We start from the raw sequence: 19,500 nt of genomic DNA, 5'->3' as shown, positions 1-19,500 counted from the left end.
CACGCAGCGGGCCGCCACGCCCGCCGTGCTCTGTGGAGGGAACCCCATGGCACGACTCATTCACCACATCCGCGAGACCGCCCGATGAGGCCCCGTACGACGCTGGCCGTCGTCGCCCTGGCTCTGGCCGCGGCGAGCTGCGGCGGCGGAGGACAGGAACGGGCGAGCGGCCCCGTCGAGATCACCATCTGGCACGGCCAGGAGGACGCCTCGGCGAAGTCGATCGAGAAACTGGTCGCCCGGTTCAACCAGAGTCACCCCGACGTCAAGGTCAGCACCGAGTCCGGCGGCGCGACCGCAGACGGCATGCTACCCAAGATCACTGCCGCGCTCACCTCGGACGCCTACCCCGACATCGCCTACCTGTACGGCTCCTGGGCCCCCAACGTGGCCAGGAACCCCAAGACCGCCGACCTCACCTCCCAGGTCAAGGACCCGGCCGTCGGCTGGGACGACTTCTGGGCCAACGAGCGCGAGGCGGTCACCGTCCAGGGCAAGGTCATCGGCTTCCCCGCCGTCGTGGACAACATGGTGGTCCTCTACAACAAGGAGCTGCTGGCCAAGGCTGGCGTCAAGGCCCCCGGCCCCGACTGGACCTGGGACGACTTCCGCGACATCGCCAGGAAGACCACCGACGCGCAGAAGGGCGTCTTCGGCACCACCTGGGCGATCAGCGGCGGCGAGGAGGCCGTCTGGGGGCTGTGGCCGCTGCTGTGGCAGGCGGGCGGCGACATCCTCACCCCCGACCACAAGAGGTCGGCGTTCAACTCCGCGGCCGGGCAGCAGGCGCTCGGCCTGGTCCGGAGCATGGCCGTGGACGACAAGTCGGTCTATCTCGACTCCAGCCCGGCCGAGAAGGGCCAGAAGCTGTTCGAGTCCGGACGGCTGGCCATGTTCCTCTCCGGCCCCTGGGTGCTGCCCGACCTCCAGGCGGCCAAGGTCGACTACGGCGTCGCGCGGCTGCCCGGCACCGGCGGCAACCACGAGACCGTCTCCGGCCCGGACAACTGGGTGGTCTTCGAGCACGACGAGCGCCGCGTCAAGGCGGCGACCACGTTCCTGAGCTGGCTGACGGCCGCGGAGCAGCAGCTCGTGTGGATGAGCGACACGGGCTCGCTGCCCATCAGGGAGTCGATCACCAAGCTGCCCGGCTACCAGCAGTATCTGCAGAAATATCCGGGCATCGAGGTGATCTCCGAGAACCTGGCCAACGCCAAGCGGGTCAGGCCGCCCACCACCAAGTACCCCCGCGTGTCGTCCTTCGTCGCCGAGGCCATCGCGCAGGCGCTGCTGGGCAGGGCCGACGCCAAGACCGCCCTGGACGAGGCCGCCGCCAAGTCCGACGCGGTGCTGGCGGTGCCGGGCTCATGAGCAGCGCCGCCGTCGGCGCGCCCGCCGCCCGGCACGCCAGGAGGACCCGCGGGCTCGGCGACCACGTCGCGGGCTGGTCGTTCGCGGGCCCCGCCACGCTGATCATCCTCGGGTTCGCGCTGGTGCCGATGGCGTGGGCGCTGGCGCTGTCGTTCACCGACTCCGACCTGATGAAGACGCCCGAGAACGTCGGCCTGGACAACTACCGGGCGCTGTTCCAGGACCCGGTGTTCTTCCAGGCCGTGCGCAACACCGGGCTGCTGCTGGTGCTCTACATCCCCGCCTCGCTGGTCTTCGGCCTGGTGGTGGCGGTGCTGCTGAACAGGAAGGTGCGCGGGATCGGGTTCTACCGGACCGCCTTCCTGGTTCCGTACGTGGCCTCGGCCACTTCGGCCGGCCTACTCATGGGCTACATCTTCGACCGCGACTTCGGCCTGATGAACGGCGTGCTCGGCCGGCTCGGCCTGCCGCTCCAGGGCTTCCTGAGCAGCCCGTCCCAGGCCATGTACGTGCTCACGCTGATCTTCTTCTGGACCCGGTTCGGCTTCGCCGTGGTGATCTACCTGGCCGCCATTCAGGAGATCGACAAGGCGGTGCTGGAGGCGGCCTCCATCGACGGCGCGGGCCGGTGGGCCACGTTCCGGCACATCATCGTCCCGTCCGTACGGCCGATCACGGTCTTCCTCGCGGTCTGGGGCGTGATCGACGCGCTGCAGTTCTTCGACCTGGTCATGACCACCACCCAGGGCGGCCCGGCCAGCGCGACCGTGACCATCGTCTACTACGTCTGGCAGCTCGCCTTCCGCTACTCGGCCGCCGGGTACGGCGCGGCCGTGGCGTACACGCTGTTCGCCGGGACGCTGCTGCTGATCGCCGTCGGCCTGGTGGTCGCGCGGCGGAGAGGGGCCGTGCGATGAGGCGACGCCTGCCCAGCAAGTGGCATCTGGTGCTCGCGCCGATGTCGGTGGTGACGCTGCTGCCGTTCGTGTGGCTGGTGCTCAGCTCGGTCATGACGCAGGCCGAGCTGAACAGGTTCCCGCCGCCGATCCTGCCGGAGGGCATCGACCTCGGCGGCTACCGCACGGTCATGGAGCGCTCCGACTTCCCCCGCTGGTTCCTCAACAGCGTGCTGGTGTCGAGCGCCATCGTGGCGGCCCAGGTCGTGCTCTGCAGCATGGCCGGGTACGCCTTCGCCCGGATCCGCTTCATCGGCTCCCGGCTGACGCTGGTCCTGATCATCGCGACCGCGCTGATCCCGTTCCAGCTCACCGTGATCCCGACGTTCCTGATGTTCAGCCGGGCCGGGCTGGTGGACACGCTCGGGGCGCTGGTCATCCCGCAGCTCAGCTCGTCGGTCGGGATCTACCTGATGACGTCGTTCTTCCAGTCCTTCCCGAGGGAGCTGGAGGAGGCGGCGCGGATCGACGGGTGCTCGCGGGTCGCGCTGTTCTTCCGGGTGGTGCTGCCGGTCGCCAAGCCGGCGCTGGCGGCGCTCGCCGTGATCACGTTCATCACCGCCTGGAACGACCTCTTCTGGCCGCTGGTGGTGATCAACTCCGAGGCGAACTACACCGTGCAGGCGGGGCTGACCACGTTCCAGGGCCAGCACCGGGCCGACTGGCCCGCGATCATGGCGGGCACGGTGCTGACCACGCTGCCGGTGCTGGCGGTGTTCCTGTTCGGCCAGCGCCGGTTCGTGCAGGCGCTGACCGGGGCGGTCAAGGGGTGAGGCCGCGGTAGGGGTTGGCGGGCAGGCCGGTGTGGGGGGTGCGGCAGCGCCACAGCTCCCCGCCGGCGCCGCCGTCCCAGGCGGTGGTCACGTAGAGCACGTCGAGGTCGGGGCCGCCGAAGGCGCAGCTCGTCACGTTGGCCGCGGGGACCTCCACGGTGAGGTCCGTACGCCCGTCCGGCCGCAGCCGCACGACCGCCGCGCCGCCCCACAGCGCGACCCATACGTGGCCGGCGGCGTCCACCGTCAGGCCGTCGGGGCCCGGGAGGGCGGCGAACTCCCGGCGGGCGTCGAGCGTGCCGGTCGCCGGGTCGTAGTCGAAGACGTCGATCCGGTCGGTCGCGGTGTCCACGTAGTACATCAGGCGCTCGTCGGGGCTCCAGCCGACGCCGTTCGAGATCGTGACGCCGTCCAGCACCTTGTCGCACGTACGGTCCTGGGTCAGGCGGTAGAGCGAGCCCGCGCCGGGGGTGTCGTCCTCGGCCTTGGTGCCGGCGAAGAAGCGGCCCGCGCGGTCGCAGGCGCCGTCGTTCATCCGGTTGCCCTCGGGCTCCGGCGGCCGGGCGACCAGCTCGGTGCGGCCGTCCGCGTGCCGGGCGAAGCCGTCCCTGAGGGCCAGCATGAGGCCGCCGGAGGCGTGCGGCACGGCGACGCCGACCGGCTGCCCCAGCTCGATCGTCTCCCGCTCGTCGCCGGCCGGGTCCAGCCGGTGCACGTGGCCGGCGGGGATGTCGACCCACAGCAGGGTGCCCGTGGCGGCGTCCCACCTCGGGCCCTCTGCCAGGGCGGCACGGGGGACGGGGACCTTCTCCAGCTTCATGCCTTGCGTCCTTCTGATCCGTGATACGGAACGGGATTCCGCATTCCCTCCGACCGTAGCCGGTCGAGGTCCCTTTGAGGAGAAGGGGTGGAGGTGGGTGTTCGGGCGTGGGGTCAGACCTGGGCGGAGATGGCGCGGCGGAGGCCGAGGCCGACCTCTTCGAGGCGGGCGACCGACATGCGGTCCTTGATCGCGGTCACGCTCACCGCCGCCACCGGCGCGGTCTTGCCCAGGAAGACCGGCGCCGCCACGCACCGCACCCCCGGCTCGTTCTCCTCCAGGTCGAGCGCGTAGCCCCGCTGCCTGACCTGGTCGAGGTGGGTGGCCAGCTTGGCGGGGTTGGTGATCGTGTTCCTGGTCCTGGCCGACAGCGGCCCGTAGCGCTCGGCCCACGCCTTGACCGCCTCGTCCGTCGGGTACGTCCAGGCCAGCAGCGCCTTGCCGACGCCCGTGCAGTGGGCCGCGTTGCGCCCGCCGACCACCGAGGTCATGGTGATCGACCGCACCGCCTCGACCTTGTCCAGGTAGACGACCTCGCAGCCGTCGAGCATGGCCATGTGCACGGTCTCGGAGAACTCCTCGCTCAGCCGCAGCAGCAGCGGCCGGACGAGCGTGCGCAGGTCCATCGTCTCGTAGAACCGGAAGGCCGTGGCCAGCATCTCGGTGCCCAGGAAGTACGGCCCGCTCGGCTCCGGCTGGGCCGCGAAACCCCGGTGCTTCAACGCCCCGAGCAGGCGGTGGAGCGAGCTCTTCGGCAGCCGCAGCCGGGTGGCCAGCTCGTCGAGCGTCACGCCCCTGCTGTGTCTCCCGATCTCCTGCAGGATCAGCAGGGCACGATCGACGCTCCCCACAGGGGACTGGGTCTCAGCCACTGAACTCTCCCTCGCCTGTTCCGCTGATCGGAATGCTAGCGCGTAATGCGGAACAGTCCGCACACGCGGTCGCACAGTGGTCGTCTCAGCGTAGTCAGCACAGCCCTGTGTCAGCACAGAGCTCAGGGAAAGGAACAGGCGGCTACGCCCGGCGGGGGTCGAGCTCGGCGACCGGGATGCGCCGGAAGGCGATGCGCTCGTACGGCCCGAAGTCGCCGGTCTCGAACAGCAGCCCCACCGTGTCGCCGTCCACCCTGACCAGGTCGGAGTAGGCGGCGGGCAGGCCCGACACGGTGTGCACCGGATGCCAGGTGGCCCCGGCGTCGGTGCTCGCCCGTACCGTCATCAGGGCCCGCGCGTCGGGCGCGGCCGGGCCGGAGAACAGCAGCACGCCGGGCGGCTCGCACCACAGCACGCTGCCCTCCACCACCGGCCCCACCAGCCCGGCCTGCGGGCGGAAGGGCAGATCGAGCCGCTGGCCGCCGTCGGAGGAGCAGGCGTCGGCGCGGGTGCCCGGCGCGGCGGAGTCCGTCCTGGCGTTGAGGTAGAGGCGGCCGTCGGGCAGCTCGGTCGCGGTCGTCTCGTTGACGTTGACGTAGCCGTCGGGGTTGTCGTCCACGTAGCCGATGCGCCAGGTACGGCCGCCGTCGTCGCTGAGCAGCGCGTGGCCGCCGTTGTAGCGGCCCTCGGTGCCGTCGTCCGAGCCGGACGGGGGCAGGGAGTGGTTGCCCGGCACCACGACGCGCCCGCTCCGGAGCCGGACGGCGTGCCCGGGGCCGGTGGCGTACCAGCGCCACTCCGGCCGCCTGACCTGGGCGGTGATCTCGCGCGGGGCCGGCCAGGTGACCCCGTCGTCCGCGCTGACCTGGACGAACACCCGCCGCCCGGCGGCCGCCGGCACCTGACCGCGTCTGATCTTCTCCTCCGTCGCCGACGGGCCCTGCCGGACGGTGACGAGCAGGATCCGGCCGTCGTCCAGCACCACGGGCGCGGGATTGCCGACCGTGCCGCGGTTCGGCTCCGTGGCGACCACCTGGAGCGGGCCCCACGTCAGGCCGCCGTCGGACGACCGCCTGAGCACCAGGTCGATGTGCCCCGAGTCGCCGGCGGACCCGCGCCGCCCCTCGGCGAAGGCGAGGAGCGTCCCGGCCCCGGTCACCACGACCGCCGGGATGCGGAAGGTGTGATAGCCCTCGGTCGCCGCCCGGTACACCACCGACGTGGGGTAAGGAGTCATGCGCGAACGCTAGGCCCGGCAGGTGAACGTCTGCCGACCTCCGGCGGACGTCCCGATGCCAGCCCGGCGGCCAGGCAGGCCAGCGGGAGAGCCGGTACGACGTACCGCACGTCGTACCCGGTCAGGAAGGACGGCGCCACGACCAGCACGGCGGCGGCCACGCCGGGCAGCAGCGCGTCCGGCCGCCGCCGTACGGCCGCCACCGCGAGCGCGCCTCCGAGCAGCGCCAGGAGCACCGGGTACGGCAGGTAGCCGAAGCGCTGGTAGGCCCGCAGCCAGCCCGCGTAGGGCTCGACGATCCGCAGGTCCGCCGGCCCGCCCTCGTACGCCCCGGCGATCCGCCGTACGGACGCGCGCAGCGGGCGCTCCTCGTAGGGGAACCAGTACGGATTGACCTTGCTGTTCGACGCCTTCCTGGCCGTGGTGCGCTCCCAGCGCAGCAGCCACCGCAGGTCGCGCCCGACGGCGGCCAGGTAGTCGCCGGGCTGGGCGAGGACGGCCTCGCGGGCGAAGCGGCCGGCCAGCGCGTTCCGGTCGCCTCGGACGGCGGTCAAGGTGGGCCCCCACATCCAGTGGGCGGGAGAGGGCCGCCCGGCCACCGGCGTCCGCGGGCAGAGGGGGGCCAGCTCGGGCTCCGGCCTGATGACCGAGCAGTCGGCGAAGGTCGTCGTGCGGGCCCACAGGAACAGGCCGTCGGCCTTGGTCAGGCCGAAGGTGCCGCTGGTGGCCCACATCCAGGAGGCGTACCCGAGCAGCGGCGCCGCGCCCGCCAGGACCAGGCAGACCAGCGCGCGCGGCCCGGGACGGCGCAGCAGCAGGCAGGCGGCGGCCACCACGAGGACGGCCACCCCGATCGTGCGGGTGACGGCGGCCAGCCCGAGCAGGACGCCGCCGGCGGCCGCCGTGACCGGGGTGAGCCGGCCCGACAGCGCCAGGATCCCGGCCGTGACCAGCACGGTGAACAGCGCGTCCGCCATGATCATGTGTTCCAGCAGGATCAGGAGCTCGTCGTACAGCAGCGGCGCGACGACGGCCGTCGCGCCCCACCCCGGCAGGCCGCGCCGCCGCAGCAGGGCGTAGACGGCCACGGCGAGCGCCGGCCCGGACGCGTGCTGCACGGCGGCCACCAGCGCCAGGCTCTTCCCGGGCCCGAGCGCGGCCAGGAAGAGCGAGTACCCGAGCGGCCGGAACGTCCCGGGCACGGGGTCGCCGGCGGCCTCCAGATAGGAGAACGAGTCCGCCCAGAACCACAGCGCGGGCCGGTACCCCGCCATCGCGAGCAGCCGCAGCGCGACGGCGGGCACCAGCGCGACCAGCAGCGCCCGATGCCGCCTCAGGGCGTTTCCGGGCAGCACGAACACAGGAGACGGCGCCGGCATGGGGAAGCTCCTTCAGGAGGGTGCCGAGCGGGCTCCCCCGGACGGCGCGGGCATCTACCCGGTCTCTCCGTCGCGGGCCGGAAGGGTTCACGCGTGGCCACCTCGGGCGGCGCGAGCAGGGCATGAAAGAGTGCGAATCGAAGACGAGTGTGGGGAGGCAGCGTGGCTGAGGAGTTCGACGTCATCGTGATCGGGGCCGGTCCGGCGGGCGAGAACGTCGTCGCGCGGGCGGTGCGCGGCGGGTTGAGCGCCGCGATCGTCGAGGAGCGGCTGGCCGGCGGCGAGTGCTCCTACTGGGCGTGCATCCCGAGCAAGGCGCTGCTGCGCCCGGTCGACCTGGCCGGCGAGGTGTCCCGGGTGCCCGGGCTCTCGCTCGGGCCGATCGACGTGGCCGCGGTGCTCGCCCGGCGCGACGAGGCGGTCTCACGCTACGACGACTCCGGGCAGGTGAGCTGGGTCGAGGGCGTGCCGGCGGAGTTCGTCCGCGGCAGGGGGCGGCTCGACGGCGAGCGGCGGGTGGTCGTCACGACCCCCGACGGCGGCGAGCGGGTGCTCACGGCCCGTCAGGCGGTCGTGCTGGCCACCGGCAGCACGGCGGCGGTCCCGCCGGTGCCGGGCATGGCCGAGGCCAAGCCGTGGACCAGCCACGAGGTCACCGCCGCGACCAAGGTGCCCGAACGCCTGGTGGTGATCGGCGGCGGCGTGGTCGCCTGCGAGATGGCGCAGGCCATGCACGGGCTCGGCGCCCGGCAGACGACCGTGCTGGTGCGCGGCGGCGGGCTGCTCGCCAGGATCGAGCCGTTCGCGGGCGAGCTGGTGGCCCGGTCGTTCGCCGAGGCGGGCATCGACGTGCGCCTGCACACCGACGTGGTCAGGGTCGAGCGGCCCGAGCCGGGCGGCAAGGTGACCGTGCACCTGTCGGAGGGCCCGCCGCTGGAGGCCGACGAGCTGCTGGTGGCCACCGGCCGCAAGGTCGCCACGCGCGGGATCGGGCTGGACACGGTCGGCCTGCCCGACGACGCCCCCGTCGAGGTCGACGACAGCATGCGTGCCACCGGCGTGCCGGGCGGCTGGCTCTACGCTGTCGGCGACGTCAACGGCCGCGCGCTGCTCACCCACATGGGCAAGTACCAGGCCAGGATCTGCGGCGACGTGATCGCGGCGCGGGCGCACGGCGACGACCTGCCCGCCATGCGCGACGTCGCCGACGGCTTCGGCGCGCCGCAGGTGGTCTTCACCGACCCGCAGGTCTGCGCGGTCGGCCGTACGGAGGCCGAGGCCAGGGAGGCCGGCTTCCGGGTGCGCGCGGTGGAGTACGACCTCGGCTCGGTGTCGGGCGCGTACCTGCTGGGCGACGGCTACCGGGGCCACGCCAAGGCCGTGGTGGACGAGGACAGGAAGGTGCTGCTCGGCGTCACCTTCGCCGGTCCCGGCGTCGGCGAGCTGCTGCACGCCGCCACGATCGCGGTCACCGGCGAGGTGCCGCTCGACCGGCTCTGGCACGCCGTGCCGTCGTTCCCGACCGTGAGCGAGATCTGGCTGCGGCTGCTGGAGACCTACGGATTGTAGGAGGCCACGTCCGGCATCCCCCCGGGCCAGGGCGGGGGGACGGCGCCCACCGTCAGCTCCGCCACGGTCTCATCGACGCTGCCGCGCAGCTCGACGTGGGAGAGCAGGTCCGTCAGCCGCAGCACCGACAGCAGGTGCTCGGACGGGCTGACCACGATGATCCGCCCGCCCGGCTCCGCCTCCATCCGCTGGATCGCCGTGGCCAGCACGCCGATGGCCGAGGAGTCGTAGAAGACCAGGTCGGCCAGGTCGAAGACGAGGACGGGTCCCGGCGACCAGTCCCACACCGTGTCGATGTGGGCGCTGAACCTGACCCGTCCCGCGTGGTCGAGCTCGCCCGTGGCGCGCATGACCGTGCACTGCTGATGCCGGATCGTCTCGATGCTCAAACCGTTCCCGCCCACCCATGACAACTGCCCTCAGAGCGGCGTTATCACCGGTGATCACTATTTTCCGGGAAATGTCAGATGCTCACCGGCTCTAGTCTGACGTTCCGGACTCCAGCGTCGGCAGGACCCCCGGCACCCGCTCGATCACCACGAGGAACGGCGAGACCGTCGGGCTCGGCAGGACGAGCTCGGTGACGTTCCCGTGGACGGTCTGCCCGAAGGGCCCGGCCACGCCGTCCCTGAGGCTGTAGACGCGCTCCACCGTGGGGGCCGCCGTGCCGAGGAGCTTCTTGGTGGCGTGCCGCAGCCAGCGCAGCTCGCTGTTGACCCGCCGCCAGGTCGCCGGGATCATGCTGGCCGCCTCCGCCTTCGTGCCCAGCCGCAGCGTGATCCGCCCGCTGGCGCCGAAGGTGTCGCGCAGCACCGGGTTGACCACGAACATGCCCGACCGCAGGACGCGCACGCCCTGCCGGTTGACGTTGGCCAGGCCGCCGCCGCTGATCAGCGAGGACAGCTCGCAGCGGGAGCCGTCGAGCGTGTCGGGGTCGTAGTCGACGGCCGGCGGCTCCTCGAACACGATCTTGTTCAGCCGCAGCCCGGCCGCTCCGTCGTCCTGGACCCGGCCGGACAGGAACGTGCGCACCTCGTCGCAGACGCCGTCGCCCTCCATGATGTCCAGGGCCTCGACGCAGATCAGCCCGTCGTCCGGGATCTCCTCGGGGGTCAGGTCGAAGGCCACGCGGGCGTGCGGGTTGCGGCCGCGCAGCAGCACGCACTGGCGCAGGCGTCCCTGGGAACGGATCTGGACGCACCGGGGCGTCGTGAAGTCGGGGCCCGTCCTGCCGTTGTGCCAGCCGCTGACCGACCGCTCGTCCATGGACAGCGACATCTGCACCCGCAGCGGCCGCCCCTGCGCGGACACCTTGAAGCCGACCAGCCCAGACGTCTCGAACCTGCCCACGATCTGGCTGCCCCGGTGCAACCGGTCGATCACCTGCAGCGCGGGGAACCGCCCGCTGGTCACGTGGACGGGCGGGATCGCGGGCAGGATCACCGGGTCGAGCTCTGTGATGGGTCCTGTTCCGGTCATCGGGCGCTCCTCGCGGGGGTCAGTGTGGTCTTGGCCAGGTCCTGGAAGTCGAATCGGGTGAGTACGGGGTCGCGGCGCTCCCACATGCGGCGCACCGCGTCGAAGAGCGGGTCGCCGTCGGGCTCGGCGTGCCGCAGGGCGACCGCCAGGGCCCGCGGATAGTCGGGGCCGAGCTCCCAGCGCGGCAGGATCTGGGTCGGCACGTCGGCGCCGCAGCGGCGCAGCCACAGCCACAGGCGGGCGCGCTCGCGCTGCTCCGGGCCGAGGATCGTCTCCGCCTTGCCGTGCACGGCGACGGCCTCGCCGAGCCGGTCGCGCAGCTCCTCCGGCGTGCGCGCGAGGTGGGTGGCCCCGCAGGCGGCGCCCTCCGACCAGCCGGCCTGGATGACGGGGACGCCGAAGGCGGGCAGGTCGCTGCCGCCGAACGTGACCGCGACGTCGGTCATGCTCCACAGGATGTTCGGCGACAGCAGGCCGGAGCGCAGGCGGTCGAGGAACAGCCAGTTGGCCGACTCCTCGGCGGCCGCGTACCGCTCGGTCTCCTCGAACAGCTCGGTGTCGCGGCCCGGCATGTGGCCGAAGACCGTGACCGTGGGCCGGCCGGGGTCCAGGCGCAGCCTGGAGCAGCCGTAGAGGCGGAGCTGGCGGCGTTCGGTGTCGGTGCGGACCTGGTAGCCCTCCTTGGCCCGCCAGGCCGTACGCTCGGCGCTCGGCCGGATCGCCTCCCTGTTGGGCCAGATCTGACGCTCGAAGAACTCCGCCACCCGGCCGGGCAGCTCCTCGCCGAAGGAGACCGGGGTCTGGTCCGGGAACAGCGCGTACGCCTGCAGCGACCCGGTGCCGTGCACGTGCACGACCGGGATGTCGGTGCGCACGCCGGGATCGACCCGGCTGGTGACGAGCGCGTCGGGCGGCCCGAGATCGGCGGCGGCCCCGAACGCCTCGGCCAGCGGCCGCCACCGCGGGTCGGTGAGCACGACCAGCCGGGCCGACAGCAGCCCGCACACGGCCTTGGCGACCAGGACGGTGCGCACCACCGCCCGGACGTCCTCGTCGAACGCCTCGGCCACCACGCAACCCGTGTCGCCCGCGCTGTCCCCCCAGTACGCCCTGGCGGCCGAGACCAGTTGATCGACCTGCTCCTCGTCGTCCACGACACGACGCATGAAACCCTCCACCAAGGCCAGGAAGAATCGCCCCGGTGAACGTTGCCAGACCCCCGCGCGCGCACCCGCGCGACAACACGCTTCTTTGCCCGGCGCTGCCCGAATCTCAGACGGCCTCGACCTGGTCGATGACGAAACGGCTGTTGGGGATGGCCGGAGCCCGCCACGACGGCATGCGCAGGTCCTGGGCCGGCACGCCGTACGTCATCCAGCGGGTCAGCGCGGTCACCGCCAGCTTCATCAGGTCCACGGTGATCCACTCGCCGGGGCACCGGTGGCCTTCGTAGTGGTCGCCGCCGCCCTGGGGGACGAAGTCGTACTCGCCGCCGTCCCATTCGGCGAACCGTTCCGGGCGGAACTCGCCTGGACGGTCCCACAGGCGCGGGTCGTGGTCGATGCCGTACAGGTCGAGCAGTGCCCGCCGGCCCTGCGGGAAGTGCTCGCCGTGCCAGGTGAAGGGCCTGGCCACCTTGGCGGCGACGAACGGGAAGAACGGGTAGAACCGGCGTACCTCCTGGACGAAGTGCTCGACGAACTGCTCGTCGCCCTCGCGGACGCGCTCGTAGTACTCCGGGTGGGCGTGCAGGGCCATGGCCGCGAACGTCACGAACCTGGCCACCGCCACCGTGGGCCGCAGCACGTTGTGCAGCTCGACGGCCGCGGTCCTGGCCGGGAGCAGGGTGCCGTCGGGGTCGCGGTAGCCCGCGATCAGGCCGGTCACCGTGCCGGCGAAGCGGCCGGGCTCTTCCCGGGCGAGGCGGATCAGGCCGGACAGCCACAGGTCGCCCTTGATCCGGGCGTACCGGCCGCGCAGGTAGCGGGGGCCGAGCCCGCCGCCGCCCTCGATGGCCGCCTGGAGGGTGGCGGTGACCTCGGGCACCCGCGCGGGCGGCAGCGGCACGCCCGTCCAGTCGCAGACCGCCTGGCACAGCAGCCTGCTGACCTCCTCGTACAGGACGACCCGCGGCATGCCCTGCCAGGCGCGGATGCGCTCGCGCCAGCGCCGGCCGGCCAGCTCGGCCAGCCGGTCGCGGCCCTCCCGGCCCATCAGCGACATGAACATGGCCTTGCGCGCCCGGTGGGTCTCGCCGTCGAGGGCCTGCACGCCGTTCCTGCCGAACAGCGTCGCCTGGAGCCGCCGGGGGGCGGCGCCGTCCCGGACGAACAGCTCGGGGTCGTAGAAGACCTCGGCGGCCTGCGCGCCGGTCATGCAGATCGTCGGCTGGAGCAGCAGCCGCGTCTCGAAGACGTCGGAGCCGAGCCGCCGCGCCCGGTCGCCGATGAAGCGGTACGGGTCGAGCAGCAGGGTCAGGGTGTCGTCCAGGACCGGTCTCCGGCGCGGAGCGGTGACCGGCTCACGGACCCGCGCCTGCTCGCGTGGCAACACTCGGTGAGAAGTCATGACCACGCCCTATCCCCGCAGACCCACAGGAAACGAATTCGACGGGAAACCCGGCGAACCAAATCCCGTGCTTCGGCGTCTCACCCGGGGTAGAAGCATCCACCGCCGGCGCGCGCTTCGTCTTTTTTACAGAGAGCAGGTCATGGGCGGGTTTAGGATGCACCCAAAAGCCGAGATGGGGAGGTTTTTCCGCATGGGTTCCCGAATGTCGAGCATCGTGCGCCTGACCGGGGCTGCGATGGCCGCGGGAGTGGTGGCCGCGGCCATCGCGCTGCCGGCGGTCGGCGGCACCGGAGCGATGTTCGTCTCGGCGTCCGAGGAACTGAACATCAAACCGGAAGACCTCAAAGAACCGCCGCTCGCCGAGAAGACGACGGTCCTCGACGCCAAGGGCAACCAGATCGCCCAGTTCTACGAGGAGTACCGCGAGAACGTCTCGCTCGACGAGGTGGCCGACATCATGAAGACGGCCATCATCTCCATCGAGGACTACCGCTTCTACGAGCACGGCGCGATCGACATCGAGGGCACCGTGCGCGCCCTGGCCAAGAACCTCAGCAGGGGCGGCATCGCCCAGGGTGGCTCCTCCATCACCCAGCAGTACGTCAAGCAGGTGCTGCTCAACTCGGCCACCACCGAGAAGGAGAAGAACGCGGCCCTCGAAGCCAGCTACGCCCGCAAGCTCAAGGAGCTGCGCTACGCGATGGCGGTCGAGGAGAAGTACAGCAAGAACGAGATCCTCGGCAAGTACCTCAACATCGCCTACTTCGGCGCCGGCGCGTACGGCGTCGAGGCGGCGGCCAAGCGCTTCTTCGGCGTGTCGGCGGCCGAGCTGACGCTCCCCCAGGCGGCCACGCTGGCCGGCGCGGTCCAGGACCCGAACCGCACCGACCCCAACCTCGGCAAGGACTCGCGCGCCCAGCTGCTCAACCGGCGCAACGTGGTGCTCGACCGGATGCTGGAGCTCAAGAAGATCACGCCTGAGCAGCACCAGGAGGCCAGGGCCAAGAAGCTCGGCTACAAGGGCACCCCGCTGCCCGGCGGCTGCGGCGCCAGCCAGTACCCGTACTTCTGCATGTACGTGCGCAACGAGATCCTGAGCAACCCGGCCTTCGGCAAGACCAAGAAGGCCCGCACCCAGTTCCTCAACCGGGGCGGCCTGGAGATCAAGACCACGATCGACCCGAAGATGCAGAAGGCCGCCGAGGAGGCCATCAAGAAGCACGTCTACGCCTCCGACAACCCGGTCGCCTCCGAGGCCCTGGTCAAGCCGGGCACGGGCGAGATCAAGGCCATGGCCGCCAGCCGCAAGTACGGCAACTCCAAGCGCAAGCACGAGATGTCGTACAACGTGGTGGCCGACGCGGTGCACGGCGGCGGCGTCGGCTTCCAGGCCGGCTCGACGTTCAAGACGTTCACCCTGCTCACCGCGCTCAAGCAGGGCATGAAGATCAACGACGGCTTCAACGTGGGCAGCGGCTACACCGCCCCCAACTACTGGGCGTTCAAGAACTGCAAGGGCCAGAACGTCGGCGACCCGAGCCACACCGTCACCAACGACGAGGGCGGCGGCGGCTTCAAGTCGCTGGCCACCGGCACCTGGGGCTCGGTGAACACGTTCTTCATGACGCTGGAGCAGAAGGTCGGCCTCTGCAAGGTGGTCGAGACCGCCAAGTCGCTCGGCATCAAGCGCTCCGACGGCGGCAAGCTCCAGGAGTTCGAGACGTTCACGCTCGGCATCAACGAGATGGACCCGGTGACCGTGGCCACGGCCTACGCGGCGATCGGCGCGCGCGGCAAGTACTGCCCGCCGACGGCCATCACCCAGATCAAGGACCGCAACGGCAAGGTGACCGAGTACAAGCCGAAGTGCACCCAGGCGTTCGACCCGGAGGTCGCCGACGCGGCGGCGAACATCCTGTCCGGCGTCTTCACCAAGGGCACGATGCGCGGGGTCGGCGGCATCGGCCGCCCGGCGGCGGGCAAGACCGGCACCACCGACGACCAGGCCACCGCCTGGTTCGCCGGGTTCACCCCCGACCTGGCCGGCGCGGTCAGCATCGGCGACCCGCGCGGCTCGACGACCCACAAGCTGAACAGCATCACCATCGGCGGCAAGTACTACCCCTCGGTCTTCGGCGCCTCGATCCCCGGCCCGATCTGGAACGCCACCATGAAGGCCGCGCTCAAGGGCACCCCGGCGACGGCCTTCACCCCGGTCGACTCCTCCCGCTTCGGCGGCTGCGGCCAGGGCTGCGCCCCCCGCAGGGAGGAGCCCGACGACCGGGGCCAGGACCTCGTCGACGTCAACCCCAACCCCGACGGCGACTTCGGCCCCGGCCAGGGTTACCAGAACGGCGACGGCAACGGTCACGGCCGCGGCCGGGGCAGGCGCTAGAGACGGACGTCAGGGGTATCCGGCGCGTCCCGGATACCCCTAACGGATGGTCAATATGTCGTGATCCACCTGCGGCGGGAAAACCTCCGGCGGGAACCACCGCCCCCACCTGAGCAGATTCGGCGGGCGTCCGCACAACCGGACGCACCCCCTGCAAAGGCCCTATTAACAGCGGCGAAACATTGGTAACGTGGGAGCGCTCCCAGGATCTTTCCGCGAGGTGCTCCATGACCGAGCAGCCCACACTGGCACAGGTGGCGGCCGCTGCAGGGGTTTCCCCCGCGACCGCATCTCGAGTCCTCACGGGCTCGGTGCGGGTCAGTACCTCGACCCGCCGGCAAGTCTACGACGCCGTCTCCCGCATGGGCTACGTCCGACAACGCGCCCCCAGGGGCAGCGCCGCCAAGACGCTGACCGACGGCGTCACGGCGGTGATCTGCGACCATCTCCCCCGCCTGTTCTCCGAGCCCTACTACGCCAGGCTCCTGTCCGCCGCCGGAGCGGTGATCGCCGAGCACGGCACCCACCTCATGGTGACGACCGTGACGCCCACCTCCTCCACGCTGCCCGCGCTGTCGGGCGCCGTCCTCATCGTCGGCGCGCGGGAACGCCATCCGCTGGCCATCAAGCTGTCCACCGCCGGCATCCCGGTCCGCAACATCGGCCGGCCGCCCCACGACCTCAAGCTGCCCTACGCCGACGTGGACAACCTCGACGGCGGCCGGCAGGCGGCCGAGCACCTGCTGTTGCAGGGCCGCAGGAACGTGGCGGCCATCGGCGGCCCGCCCTCCCTGCCCGCCGCCCGCGACCGGCTCGAAGGGCTCGTCCGCACCCTGCGGTCGGCAGGCGCCCCCGACGTGCCCGTGGCCTACGGCGACTTCACCGCGGCCTCGGGCACGCACGCCATGCAGTGGCTGTTACGCCACGCGCCGGGCCTGGACGCCGTCTTCGTCGCCTCCGACCTGATGGCGGCCGGCGCGATCCAGGCCCTGCGCCGGGCCGGCCGCAAGGTGCCCGCGGACGTCGCCGTGATCGGCTTCGACGACGCCCCCGTGGCCCGGCACACCGTCCCGGCGCTGACCACCATCCGCCAGCCCGTCGAGGAGCTCGCCACGGTCGCCACCCGCCTGCTCCTGACCGGGGCGACGGGGATCGACCCCGTCCTCCCCACGGAACTGGTCATCCGTGAGTCAGCTTGAGCCGGGGGACGTGCTGGCCCGGCGGTACCTGCTGCTGGACCCGCTGGCCCACGGCGGCATGTCGGTCATCTGGCGTGCCTTCGACCAGTCGTTGCAGCGGCTGGTCGCGGTCAAGGTGCTGACCGCCTCCCTCCACACCGACCACGGCGAACGCGTCCGGGTGCGCAGCGAGGCCCGCGCCGCGGCCCGGTTCATCCACCGGGACTCGATCGAGATCTACGACTACGGCGAGACCGTCACCGCGAAGGGCGGCGTGGCCGCGTACGTGGTGATGCCCCTGCTCGACGGCACCCCGCTGGCCGAGCGCATCGCCGAGGGGCCGCTGCCGTGGACCGAGGCGGCGGCCATCGCCCTGCGGCTGGCCCGGGTGCTGATGGCCGGGCACGCCCGCGGCCTGGTCCACCGGGACGTCACCGCCGAGAACGTGCTGCTCACCGCCGACGGCCCCAAGCTGCTCGACTTCGGCATCGCGGCCTGGGCCGGCGACCCGGACGACGACCGCGGCACCCCGCCCTACGTCGCCCCCGAACGCCTCCACGGCGCCCCCACCCACCCGGCCGTGGACGTGTACGCCCTGGGCGTGCTGCTGTTCGCCATGCTCACCGGGCGCACCCCGTACCCGGAGACGACGTGGGAGGAGATCGAGGCGGCGCGCCGGACCGATCCCCCGCCCCGGGTGACCGGCGTGCCGCACGGCGTCGCCTCGCTCTGCCAGAGCTGCCTGGCGCACCTGCCCGAGGAGCGGCCCACGGCCGAGGAGATCGTCGGCGCGCTGACCTCGGCGCTCGGCACGGCCGGGATCGCCCGGCAGGTGCGGCGCGGGGTGACGGTGGCCGGGTCGGCGCTGCTGGCGCTCACCGTGCTGCTGTGGTTCCAGCGGTCCGAGCCGGAGCCGGTGCTGTCGCCGCAGGTCACGCCGTCGATCGCACGGTCGGCCACGCCGTCGGTCACGCCCTCCGCCGCGGCGTCGGCCGGCCGGGCGCTGCGGAGCTCACCGGCCGGATCGGTCACCGTCGAGCAGGCCGTGGACGGCTTCCACGACTCGCTCGAAGACGGCGAACCGTGCGACGCGACCGACGCCGACGTGGTGCTCGACCTCAAGCAGGTGCTCGACTCGCTGGTCCGCGGCCCGGCGGTCACCGGCACGGCCGAGGTGCGGCGCAAGGTCGCCGACCGGGCCAGGGAGGGCCGCCTGGCCCCCGCCTGCCGGGCGGAGCTGGAGGCCAGGCTCAAGGTGATCGACCGGGCCATGGAACCCGGCTGAGCGGCACGGCGGGATCCGCGCCCCTCGCGACGGCCGGGTCAGGCGCAGGCGTACCCGGAGGGCAGCCGCGTGTCGCCGTCGGACCGGCCGGCCTGGAAGCCGAACGTCGTGCTCGCGTTCGGGGCCAGGGTGCCGTTGTAGGGGAGGTTCCGCACGGTCACGGCGCCGCCGCTGACGGAGACGTTCGCGCCCCACGAGCCGGTGATCGTGTGGCCCGGCGGGAGGGTGAAGGTGACGGTCCAGCCGTCGAGGGTGGCGGTGCCGCGGTTGGTGACGGTGACCGGCTGGATGACGTAGCCGTTGCTCCAGGCGTTCTGGGTGGTCGCGGTCGCGGTCGCGGCGCAGCCGCCGCCTCCGCCGCCGCTCTGGGTGGTGACCGTGACGGCCGCGGACTCGGGTGAGAGGTTGCCGGCGCCGTCACGGGCCCTGACGCGGTAGCGGTAGGTCGTGGCGGGGGTCAGGCCGGTGTCGGTGTAGGACGTCGTGGCGCTGGTGCCGACCTGGGTGAAGGTGTCGCCGGTGGCGCGCAGGACGTCGTAGCCGGCCAGGCCGCTGCCGCCGGTGTCGGTGGAGGCGCCCCAGGTGAGCGTGGTGGCGGCGGAGGTCGTGCCGGAGGCGGCCGGGGTGCCCGGCGTGGTCGGCGGCGTCCGGTCGGTGGTGCCGCCGCCCGAGCCGAAGGAGAAGGAGTCCACGGCCAGCCCCGCACCGCCCACCCAGGGCTCGAACCCGGCCTGGACGCTGGTCAGGTACCACGACCGCTGCGCGTAACCGCGGCTGACGGCGTCGGCGTAGAAGGTGTCGACGGCGAAGTCCAGCGAGGAGGCCGCCGAGGTGCGCACGTAGGAGACGACGTTCCAGCCGATGTTGCCGTACCAGACCTGCCAGGTGCCGCCGGCCAGGGTCGCGGTGCCGACCTGGGAGCCGACCGGCTGGATCGAGCCGCGCTTGTTGAGCCAGATCATCACCTCCGCGCCGGTGTTCTGGCCGTCGGTGCGGGGGGTGGGGTCGAACCAGATGTCGTAGGCGGCGTCCCAGGTGCCGGAGGCGGGGTAGGTCATGGCGACCGTGGACCTCAGCGCGCCGAAGCCCGGCGAGCTCGCCTGCGCGGGCAGGCCGCTGCCGGTGGTGCAGGCGGCGTAGTGGCAGCCCGCGTAGACGGCCGGGTAGGCGGCGGGGGCGCCGTTCGTGGCCTTGTCGTGGTCGGCCCGGGTGACGGTGAAGCCGCCGTTCTGGTTGACGTCGACGCACTGCGCGGTGTCGGCGCCCCAGACGTTGTTCATGACGATGTAGCGGCCGTTCTGGACCGTGGCCGAGCCCCACTTCTCGCACAGCACCGGGGCGGCCTGCGCCGGTGCCGCGAGCAGGCCGGCGCCGAGCAGCGCCGCGACGGCCAGGATCATGATCTGCACGCGCCTCATGGCATGTTGCTCCCGCTTCTCTGGTCGGGGGAGGTGCCGGGAGCGCTCTCCGGTCGAGGGGGACGATGGGAGCGCTCCCATCGTCCAGACTCCCGGCGTCGCCCTGCCCACGGCAAGCGGCCGGGCCCGCGCCCGCCGGGCCGGTGCCGGGCCACCAGGGCAACCGTGACCGGGATCGGCTGAAAGTTTCACACCGC

16 protein-coding genes are annotated in these 19,500 nt (G+C 72.3%); 7 read left to right on the top strand and 9 right to left on the bottom strand.

All coding sequences use genetic code 11. The features are described from left to right. Window positions 1-84 precede the first annotated feature (84 nt). Genes ACIBST_RS39070 through ACIBST_RS39060 form a run of 3 tightly spaced genes read left to right on the top strand, consistent with a single transcriptional unit; the run spans window position 85 to window position 3,100 of the window. Window positions 85-1,371 carry an ABC transporter substrate-binding protein gene (locus ACIBST_RS39070; RefSeq protein ID WP_397178588.1) on the top strand — a complete coding sequence of 429 codons (1,287 nt, stop codon included), beginning with the start codon at window positions 85-87 and terminating at the stop codon, window positions 1,369-1,371. Beyond that, complete coding sequence (locus ACIBST_RS39065; protein ID WP_397178587.1) at window positions 1,368-2,288, top strand: carbohydrate ABC transporter permease; 921 nt, start codon at window positions 1,368-1,370, stop codon at window positions 2,286-2,288. Before ACIBST_RS39070 ends, ACIBST_RS39065 begins: the two co-directional genes overlap by 4 nt. Next, window positions 2,285-3,100: a carbohydrate ABC transporter permease gene (locus ACIBST_RS39060; RefSeq protein ID WP_397178586.1), complete on the top strand. Its 816-nt coding sequence runs from the start codon at window positions 2,285-2,287 to the stop codon at window positions 3,098-3,100. Before ACIBST_RS39065 ends, ACIBST_RS39060 begins: the two co-directional genes overlap by 4 nt. On the opposite strand, the gene ACIBST_RS39055 is transcribed toward ACIBST_RS39060, so the two are convergent. From ACIBST_RS39055 to ACIBST_RS39040, 4 genes are all read right to left on the bottom strand, one after another. Continuing rightward, window positions 3,090-3,920 (bottom strand): SMP-30/gluconolactonase/LRE family protein, encoded by an 831-nt coding sequence (locus tag ACIBST_RS39055; RefSeq protein WP_397178585.1) that lies wholly within the window; start codon window positions 3,918-3,920, stop codon window positions 3,090-3,092. The two genes, ACIBST_RS39060 and ACIBST_RS39055, sit on opposite strands and share 11 nt — an antisense overlap. 113 nt (window positions 3,921-4,033) lie before the next feature. After that, on the bottom strand, window positions 4,034-4,792 hold the full coding sequence (locus ACIBST_RS39050; RefSeq protein WP_397178584.1) for an IclR family transcriptional regulator: 759 nt from the start codon (window positions 4,790-4,792) through the stop codon (window positions 4,034-4,036). A 142-nt stretch (window positions 4,793-4,934) separates the two neighbouring features. Continuing rightward, on the bottom strand, window positions 4,935-6,029 hold the full coding sequence (locus ACIBST_RS39045) for an exo-alpha-sialidase (protein ID WP_397178583.1): 1,095 nt from the start codon (window positions 6,027-6,029) through the stop codon (window positions 4,935-4,937). Continuing rightward, on the bottom strand, window positions 6,026-7,408 hold the full coding sequence (locus ACIBST_RS39040) for a hypothetical protein (RefSeq protein ID WP_397178582.1): 1,383 nt from the start codon (window positions 7,406-7,408) through the stop codon (window positions 6,026-6,028). Before ACIBST_RS39040 ends, ACIBST_RS39045 begins: the two co-directional genes overlap by 4 nt. Before the next feature lie 162 nt (window positions 7,409-7,570). On the opposite strand from ACIBST_RS39040, the gene ACIBST_RS39035 reads away from it, so the two are divergent. Next, a complete protein-coding gene (locus tag ACIBST_RS39035; protein ID WP_397178581.1) occupies window positions 7,571-8,977 on the top strand; it encodes a dihydrolipoyl dehydrogenase family protein in 1,407 nt (468 codons plus the stop codon). Here ACIBST_RS39035 and ACIBST_RS39030 read toward each other — a convergent pair. The 4 genes from ACIBST_RS39030 to ACIBST_RS39015 all read right to left on the bottom strand — a co-directional run bounded on the left by ACIBST_RS39030 (window position 8,965) and on the right by ACIBST_RS39015 (window position 13,024). Further along, entirely contained in the window at window positions 8,965-9,366 is a 402-nt protein-coding gene (locus ACIBST_RS39030; RefSeq protein WP_397178580.1) for an STAS domain-containing protein, read from the bottom strand. The two genes, ACIBST_RS39035 and ACIBST_RS39030, sit on opposite strands and share 13 nt — an antisense overlap. A gap of 91 nt (window positions 9,367-9,457) precedes the next feature. Then, entirely contained in the window at window positions 9,458-10,456 is a 999-nt protein-coding gene (locus tag ACIBST_RS39025; RefSeq protein WP_397178579.1) for a hypothetical protein, read from the bottom strand. Beyond that, a complete protein-coding gene (locus ACIBST_RS39020) occupies window positions 10,453-11,622 on the bottom strand; it encodes a hypothetical protein (RefSeq protein WP_397178578.1) in 1,170 nt (389 codons plus the stop codon). The genes ACIBST_RS39025 and ACIBST_RS39020 overlap by 4 nt, the downstream gene beginning before the upstream one ends. A 106-nt stretch (window positions 11,623-11,728) precedes the next feature. After that, on the bottom strand, window positions 11,729-13,024 hold the full coding sequence (locus tag ACIBST_RS39015) for a cytochrome P450 (RefSeq protein ID WP_397178577.1): 1,296 nt from the start codon (window positions 13,022-13,024) through the stop codon (window positions 11,729-11,731). A gap of 205 nt (window positions 13,025-13,229) precedes the next feature. On the opposite strand from ACIBST_RS39015, the gene ACIBST_RS39010 reads away from it, so the two are divergent. From ACIBST_RS39010 to ACIBST_RS39000, 3 genes are all read left to right on the top strand, one after another. Beyond that, entirely contained in the window at window positions 13,230-15,422 is a 2,193-nt protein-coding gene (locus ACIBST_RS39010) for a transglycosylase domain-containing protein (RefSeq protein ID WP_397178576.1), read from the top strand. Between the two features lie 227 nt (window positions 15,423-15,649). Next, a complete protein-coding gene (locus ACIBST_RS39005; RefSeq protein WP_352325287.1) occupies window positions 15,650-16,621 on the top strand; it encodes a LacI family DNA-binding transcriptional regulator in 972 nt (323 codons plus the stop codon). After that, on the top strand, window positions 16,608-17,885 hold the full coding sequence (locus ACIBST_RS39000; RefSeq protein WP_397178575.1) for a serine/threonine-protein kinase: 1,278 nt from the start codon (window positions 16,608-16,610) through the stop codon (window positions 17,883-17,885). Before ACIBST_RS39005 ends, ACIBST_RS39000 begins: the two co-directional genes overlap by 14 nt. 38 nt (window positions 17,886-17,923) lie before the next feature. Here the strand turns inward: ACIBST_RS39000 and ACIBST_RS38995 are convergent, their stop codons facing one another. Then, window positions 17,924-19,285, bottom strand: a complete 1,362-nt coding sequence (locus ACIBST_RS38995; RefSeq protein ID WP_397178649.1) for a cellulose binding domain-containing protein — start codon at window positions 19,283-19,285, stop codon at window positions 17,924-17,926. Window positions 19,286-19,500: the final 215 nt, after the last annotated feature.

The sequence above is a fragment of the Nonomuraea sp. NPDC049684 genome (assembly GCF_044465345.1).
Lineage (GTDB): Bacteria > Actinomycetota > Actinomycetes > Streptosporangiales > Streptosporangiaceae > Nonomuraea.
Note: the sequence above shows the minus strand (reverse complement) of the source record. Positions and strands in the feature narration are given on the sequence as shown.